We start from the raw sequence: 5715 nt of genomic DNA, 5'->3' as shown, positions 1-5715 counted from the left end.
CCGGTCAACAGCCGGGCCAGGCGGATCAGGGCCGGGCCGCGGCTGCCGACGTACTCCTCGAAGGTCACACCCTCAGGACGCCCTCACCGGCGTGCATCGACCCGCCCCGGCCCCGGTTGAGCCCGGTGACCCGGCCGCAGAGCTCGGCGAGCATCCGGGCCGGATCGGCGCCCTTGGCGAGCACGTGGCCGTGCCCGCGGTGGGTGCCGGTCACCAGGTCGTCGGCGCGCAGCGCGGCGCAGACGCCGGCGGCGATCCCCTCCTGCCCGAGGTACGGGTGGATGCCGCCGACGATCTCCCCGGCGCGGACCAGGTCGATGGCCCGCTCCTCGAAGCGGCGGATCAGCCGTACCGTGCGGTAGAGCCGGACCGGGTCGATGTCGGTCACGCCCGGCGACCCTCCTTGATCGCGGCGAGGATGTCGTCCCAGAGCCGGGCGCGGGCGGCGAGCGCGTCGTTGACGGTGTCGGCGCACTCCTGCCACCTGGCGTCGTCGTCGCCGCAGAGGTCGGCGAGCATCTGCATGGCCATCGGGGTGTGCTGCTCCCCGTCGACCTCGATGTGCCGCTCCAGGTAGTCGACGAACGTGTTCAGCCGCCGGCTGCGCTCGTTGACGGCGACGACCTGGGTGAACATCTCCGGGATGAGGTCCTCCCGGCCGAACGCGAAGGCCGCGGCCTGGCAGTGCACCGGGGTGGCCTCGATGATCCGCCAGGTGGTGCCGGCGAAGGCGGCCGACGGGGCCGGCACGCCGGCCTCGGTCAGGGCCTCGGTCACCGGCCGGCCGGCGCGCAGCAGGTCGACCAGGCGGTCCACGGCGCCGGTGTCCGCGCCCGCCTCGCGCATGCCCCGCACGTAGAGCTCGAAGTGGCTGATGTAGCCGTCGCCCAGCTCGTCGCTCTCCTCCACCATGACGATGTCGTTGATCAGGCGGCGGCTGCCGGTCGGCCCGGTCGGGATCCACGGCACGGTGACGCAGGTGAGCTGGCGCTGCAGCGACGTCAGCAGCGACATGAAGTCCCACACCGCGAAGACGTGGTGCTCCATGAAGGTGACCAGCGCGTCGTGGGTGTCCAGGTTGGCGTAGAGGGGGTGCTTGACGACCGCGTCCCGGCGTTCGGTGACCGCCCGCTCCAGCCGTTCGATGCCCGGGTGCGTCCTACCCCAGTCGTACCGTGACATGGTCAGCCTCCCTGTCGGGCGCGGTCGCGCCAGATGACCGGACAGAACTCGGGGTCGGCGTAGTCCGGCCGGCCGTCGTGGGTGCGGCGGACCAGCACGTCGTGGTTGTACGCGGCGATCGTGCCGTCGGAGAGCGGATACTCCCGCCAGACGTTGCCGCCGTCCTGCAGGTGCAGGGAGATCGCCCGGCGCGGCCGGTCGCTGACGTTCGCGCCGCTGCCGTGGTAGGTGCGGCAGTGGTGGAAGCTCATGTGTCCCTTGGGGATCACCATGGGGATCTTGCGGATCTGGGCGCCGTTGTGCGCGGCGTTCTCCGCGAGCATGGCGTCGAGCTGGTCGCGGTCGCGGTCGGCGAAGTGCCGCACCACGGTGTCGTCGGCCCCGATCTCCTGCCAGCGGTGCGAGCCGTCGACCATGGTGATGGTGCCCATCTCCTCCCCGCAGTCGTGGAAGGGGATGAACGCGGTGAGCATCTGCTCCGAGCTCGACGACGCCCAGTAGTGCTTGTCGAAGTGCCAGGGCACGATGTTGGACGGCTCGCCGGAGATCGGCGGTTTCCAGATCAGCGTGGACTGGAAGACCCGGATCTCGTCGGCCCGGGCGAGCCGGGCGGCGACCGCCCCGATCAGCGGCTTGCGCAGGATCCGGCCGATGACCTCGTGCTCGTAGTGCACGTAGTCGTTGTGCCGCTGCACGTCGCCCCTGGCCGGCTCCCAGTAGGCCAGGCGCGGGGGGCGGACCGGCAGCCGGCGGTCGCGTTCCCCGGCGTAGTAGCGGTCGGTCGCCGCGACCAGCTCGTCCACCTCGTCGTCGGTGAGCAGCTGCTTGGACAGGTACCAGCCCTGCTCGGCGTAGTGGCGCACGTCCTCGTCGGAGGGGAGCAGCGCCTCCTCCTCGGCGGTCAGTGCCGGATGTGTCGTGGTCATGCCCCCACCCCTCCGGCCGCGACGGCGGGGGTCGCCCCCGCCGCGGCCAGTTCGCGTTCCTTGGCCTCGTAGAGCGCCTTGATGTTGCCGCTGCCGAAGGTGCGCGCCCCGCGCCGCTCGATGAGTTCGAGGAAGAGGGTGCGGCGCACGTGCATCGACTCGGTGAAGATCTGCAGCAGCTGCCCGCCGTGGTCGGAGTCGACCAGGATGCTCAGGTCCCGCAGCCGCTCCAGCGACGCGTCGACCTTGCCGACCCGCGCCTCCAGGTCGTCGTAGTAGGTCGCCGGGGTGCCGGCGAACCGGACGCCCCGGCCGGCGAGGGCGCCGACGGCGGTGACGATGTCGTCGGTGCGCAGGCCGAGGTGCTGCACCCCGGCGCCGGCGTGCCAGCGCAGGAAATCCTCGATCTGCCCGGGCCGGGCGCTGGTGTCCGGCTCCAACAGGACGAGGGTGACCCGCTCGGACGGGCTCTGCACCACCTTGGAGTTCATCGCCTGCCCGGCCACCTCGACGTGTTCCTCGAAGATCTGGGCGAAGCCGAAGACCTTCTCGTAGAACCGGACCGTGTCGTCGAGCTGGCCGGGCGGCACGCAGACCGCCAGGTGGTCGATCTCGGCGAGCAACTCGTCGCCGTCGGCGGCGGGCAGCGGTTCGATCGCCCCGGGCAGGAACCGGGTGCGGTCGCCGCGCCGCTGCACGAGCCGGTGCAGCACGTCGCCGAAGCCGCCGACCTCGGCGACCACCACCTCGGCGTCCGCGTCACGGTGGGTCCGCGGCGGGGTCACCGCGGTCGCCCCCCGGGCCACCAGCTCCGCGTACGCCCCGGCGGCGTCCTCGACCTCGAGGGCGAGCACCGCGATGCCGTCACCGTGCCGTTGCACGTACGCCGACGCCGGGTGTTCGGCGGTCAGCCCGGAGGTGAGCAGCATCCGGATGTCGGCCTGGGCCAGCAGCAGCGAGCGCTGGCCGGCCAGCCCGGTCTCCGGGCCGCCCTGGCCGCACAGCCGGAAGCCGACCGCGGTGCCGAAGTAGAAGGCGGCCTGCCGGGCGTCCCCCACGTACAGTTCGACGTGATCTATGCCATTGATATGCATCTTTCCCTTCCCCATTTCCCCCCGTGCCTGGCGTGCGGGCGCACCGCGCCCGGCATGGACCGTCGGATCACCTCCCCGATCCGCCGTCCGGCGGCGCCACCCCGGTCGCGGCGGTCCGCCGCAGCAGCAGGCTGACGTTCTGCCCCCCGAAGCCGAACGAGTTGGTCAGCGCGTGCCCGGCCCGGGTGGCCCGAGGCGCGGACCGGATGTGGTCCGCCTCGCACTCCGGGTCCGGATCGTCCAGGTGGTACGTCGGCGGCAGCAGCCCCCGGCCGAGCGCCAGCGCGGTGGCCGCCGCCTCCAGCACCCCGGAGGCGCCGAGCAGGTGCCCGGTGAGCCCCTTGGTGGAGCTGACCGGCACCCCGCCGGCCCCGAACACCTCCGCGAGGGCGGTGGTCTCGGCGATGTCGCCGAGCTTGGTGCCGGTGCCGTGCGCGTTGACGTAGCCGACCTGCGCCGGCTCCACGCCCCCGCTGGCCAGGGCGCGGCGCATGCACTCGGCCGCCCCGGCCCCGTCCGGTCGCGGCGCCGTCGGGTGGTACGCGTCGGTGTTCACCCCGTACCCGGCGACCTCGGCGTAGCCGGTGACGCCCCGGGCGGCGGCGTGCTCGGCGCGTTCCAGGACCAGCAGCGCCGCGCCCTCGGCGAGCACGAAACCGTTGCGCCGCTTGTCGAACGGGCGGCTGGCCTCGGCCGGGTCGTCCCAGCCCCGGGCCAGGGCGCGGGCGTTGCCGAAGGTGTCGGCAAAGGTCGGGAAGAGCGGCGCCTCGCTCGCCCCGCAGAGCACCACGTCGGCCTCGCCGGCCCGGATGAGACGGACCGCGTCGGCGACCGCCTGGGCGCCGGAGGCGCAGGCCGTACCGACCGAGGAACTGTAGCCGCGGATGCCGTGGGCGATGGCGATCCGGGCGGACGGCATGTTCGGCAGGATCCCGGTGAGCAGGTACGGGCTCACCGCCGCGCGGCCCCGGGCGGCCCGGGCGAGCACCTGGCTCTCCAGGGTGGACATCCCGCCGACCCCGCCGACGATCACCCCGATCCGGGCGGGGTCGACGTCCCGCCCGACCTCGATGCCGGCGTCGGCGAGCGCCTCGGCGGCGGTGAGCAGGGCGAGCAGCACGATCCGGTCGAGAACCCTGGTCTCCGGACCGGAGGCCACGCTACGCGGGTCGATCTCCGGCAGCACCCCGGCCACCTCCAGGCTGTCCCGGGCCGGGTGCCCCTCCGATGGGCGGCGCAACCCGGACCGGCCGGTGGTCAACGCCGCGAAGGTCTCCTCCACTCCCCGCCCGGCCGGGGTGAACAGCCCCATGCCGGTGATGACGGCGGTCATGACGGGCTCTCGGTGAGGTAGCGCTCGCGCAGCGCCACCTTGCGGACCTTGCCGGTCACGGTGACCGGGATGTCGTCGGCCCGGACCGGCACCACCCGGCGCAGGGTGGCACCGACGTCGGGCCCGAGGGCGGCCCGGATCCGCTCGGTGCGGTCGACCGACGGGTCGGCCCCGGCGGCCAGTTCGAGCAGCACGTCGGTGGTGACCGCGCCGCCGTCCTTGACCATGACCACCGTGCAGTCGGTGACGTCCGGGCAGGCGGCGAGGATCCGCTCCTCGGAGAGGGCGGTGAAGAACCGCTTCCCGTCGCCGACCTCGACCGAGTCGACGGCCCGGTCCAGGTGGTAGTAGCGCCCCTCCTCGTCGGCGTGGACGAGGTCGCCGGTGAGGTACCAGCCGCGCAGCCGGGACCGGTAGGTGGTGACCGAGTCGTTCCAGTAGCCGCGGAACAGCGACGGCGAGTCGATGCCGAGCCAGCCGACCTGGCCGGGCGGCAGCTCCTCGCCCTGCTCGTCGAGGACGGTGACCCGGGTGAACCGGTACGGGCGGCCGACGCAGCGGCCGTACCGGTCGGTGTCGGTGGTGTGGGTGATGTGGAACATCGAGTGCCCCATCTCGCTGGAGCCGAGCCCGTCGATGAAGACCGAGCCGGGCACCCGCCGGATCCCCTCGCGGGTCATCACGTCCCGCGACCCGACCGCGACGAGCCGGCGCACGTGCGGCTCGTGCGAGCAGTCCCCGGTGTTGAACCACAGCCGCACCGAGTCCAGGTCGTACGCGGACAGGTCGAAGCGGGCCAGCTCCGCCCAGGTGACGGAGAAGCCGAAGACGCCGTCGGGCCGCCACCGCTGGATCGCGTCGAGCACCCGCTCGCCGCCCTGCTCGGAGAGGAGGAACATCTCCGCCCGGTTGCCCAGTGCCTGGTTGACCATGAGCACGGTCGCGGTGTGCGGGGCGGGCAGCGCGTTGAGGATCCGGGTGGTGCCCTGGGCCTGCGGCATGGACAGCAGGTGCCGGGTGGCGGCGAAGAGGCTGGCGTGCGAGTGCAGCACCGCCTTGGGCACTCCGGTGGTGCCGGAGGTGTGCGTGATGACGATCGGGTCGTCCGGGTGGTGCCGGTAGTGGTCCGGGGCGGCGGCGGGGTCGCCGGCCCCGGCCTCGGCGGGCTCGCCGAGGCCGG

Annotated in this window: 5 protein-coding genes and 1 pseudogene; all 6 read right to left on the bottom strand. The window is 73.3% G+C overall.

The window, feature by feature from the left end; all coding sequences use genetic code 11:
- Positions 1 to 82: 82 nt before the first annotated feature.
- A pseudogene (locus ACWEVO_RS28425) lies at positions 83 to 388 on the bottom strand (thiamine pyrophosphate-dependent enzyme); the annotation flags it as partial.
- Entirely contained in the window at positions 385 to 1182 is a 798-nt protein-coding gene (locus tag ACWEVO_RS28420) for a DUF3050 domain-containing protein (RefSeq protein WP_452310557.1), read from the bottom strand. The gene ACWEVO_RS28420 and the pseudogene ACWEVO_RS28425, both read right to left, overlap by 4 nt.
- Before the next feature lie 2 nt (positions 1183 to 1184).
- On the bottom strand, positions 1185 to 2108 hold the full coding sequence (locus ACWEVO_RS28415; protein WP_452310556.1) for a phytanoyl-CoA dioxygenase family protein: 924 nt from the start codon (positions 2106 to 2108) through the stop codon (positions 1185 to 1187).
- Positions 2105 to 3202 (bottom strand): 4-hydroxyphenylpyruvate dioxygenase, encoded by a 1098-nt coding sequence (hppD, locus tag ACWEVO_RS28410; RefSeq protein ID WP_452310555.1) that lies wholly within the window; start codon positions 3200 to 3202, stop codon positions 2105 to 2107. Before hppD ends, ACWEVO_RS28415 begins: the two co-directional genes overlap by 4 nt.
- A gap of 67 nt (positions 3203 to 3269) precedes the next feature.
- Positions 3270 to 4535, bottom strand: coding sequence for a beta-ketoacyl-[acyl-carrier-protein] synthase family protein (locus ACWEVO_RS28405; protein WP_452310554.1), 1266 nt, complete (start codon positions 4533 to 4535; stop codon positions 3270 to 3272).
- Positions 4532 to 5715 (bottom strand): class I adenylate-forming enzyme family protein (locus tag ACWEVO_RS28400; RefSeq protein WP_452310553.1); only part of this gene is annotated, 1184 nt, incomplete at its 5' end. The genes ACWEVO_RS28405 and ACWEVO_RS28400, both read right to left, overlap by 4 nt.

The sequence above is a fragment of the Micromonospora sp. NPDC003776 genome, assembly GCF_053605645.1.
The sequence above is the reverse complement of the archived record's forward strand: the minus strand, read 5'-3'. Positions and strand labels throughout refer to the sequence as shown.